General features: G+C 69.5%; 2 protein-coding genes. Both read left to right on the top strand.

Features of this window, described 5'->3' with window-relative positions; all coding sequences use genetic code 11:
• Positions 1-193, top strand: a 193-nt coding sequence (locus Q2100_RS30810; RefSeq protein WP_302917065.1) for a PE domain-containing protein, incomplete at its 5' end; no start/stop codon positions are given.
• A 42-nt stretch (positions 194-235) separates the two neighbouring features.
• Positions 236-1,331 (top strand): PPE family protein (locus tag Q2100_RS30805; protein WP_302917064.1); only part of this gene is annotated, 1,096 nt, incomplete at its 3' end.

Genomic DNA, 1,331 nt, shown 5'->3' with positions numbered 1-1,331 from the left:
AGTCACCGCGCTGGTGCCGGCCGGCGCCGACGAGGTGTCGGCCATGGCCGCCGCCGCATTCGCCGTCGAGGGCGCCGACGCGCTCGCACTCAACGCCTTCGCCCAGGAGGAGCTGGCGCGCGCGGGTTCGGCGTACATGGAGATCGCCGGCATCTACGACGCCGTCGACGCCGCCAACGCGAGCACGTTGTAACCGAAGACGTTCGAGTAACTCGACAGGAGATCCGCACTCGCCATGGTGCCCGTTCCCCTTCCGCCTACCTGGGTTGCGCTTCCGCCCGAGGTCAACACCGCGCGCTTGATGCTCGGTGCCGGCCCCGTGCCGATGGTGCAGGCCGCGGCGGGGTGGGAAGGGCTGGCGATCCTGCTGGAGACCCAGGCCGACGAACTCGCCGCATCGCTGAACAATCTGCAGGGGCTGTGGAGTGGCGCCGCGAGCCAGCGCGCGGTCGCGGCGACGCTGCCGATGATCATGTGGCTGCGGACCACGGCCATGCAGGCGCAGAAGCGGGCGATGCAGGCGACGGCTCAGGCAAACTCCTACAGCCTGGCGCTGGCAACGACGCCACCGATTCCGGAGATCGAACAGAACCACGTCACCAACGCGGTGCTGAACGCGACGAACTTCCTCGGCATCAACACCGTGCCGATCGCAGTGAACGAGTTCGACTACTTCGTCCGGATGTGGAACCAGGCCGCCGGGGTGATGACCGCGTACCAGGCGGAGACGTCGCTGAACCTGTTGTTCGAGCCGATCATGCCGATGAAGCCGATCGTCATGCCGGGCATCGGCGCGGCGACGGCGGGCACCAACGTGGCCCAGGCGACGGCCCGGGCACCGATGGGCGCGTTGCGCAACGCGACGGTCGAGATGGTGTCGGCCCACGCGCACCTGCAGTCGGCGAAGTTGACCGGTGGTCGCGCCGCGGCGCAGGGCAAGCATGCGTCCGAGCGCGCGGGCGGCCAGGCCAAGCAGGCCGACAACGCCACGCAGCAGAGCCAGATGACACAGCAGGTGATGCAGCAGGGCGTGCAGATGGCCACCCAGATGGGGTCGCAGCTGGCCTCGGTGCCGCAGCAGTTCGGGCAGCAGGTCTCCAGCGGCATCCAGCAGATCACCCAGCCGCTGCAGCAGGTGACCTCCATGTTCAGCCAGATGGGCGCCGGGGGCGACAAGCCGGTCGCGCAGATGGGGTTGATCGGTGCCAACCCGTTCTCGAACCACCCGTTGGCGGGCGGTTCGGGGCCGTCGACGGGCGCCGGGCTGGTGCGGGCGGCGTCGCTACCCGGGTTGGGTGGCACCCCGCCGCAGACGCCGCTGATCTCGAACC

Origin of the sequence: Mycolicibacterium arseniciresistens, from assembly GCF_030519285.1 — a bacterium.
Classification (GTDB): Bacteria; Actinomycetota; Actinomycetes; order Mycobacteriales; family Mycobacteriaceae; genus Mycobacterium; species Mycobacterium arseniciresistens.
The sequence above is the reverse complement of the archived record's forward strand: the minus strand, read 5'-3'. Positions and strand labels throughout refer to the sequence as shown.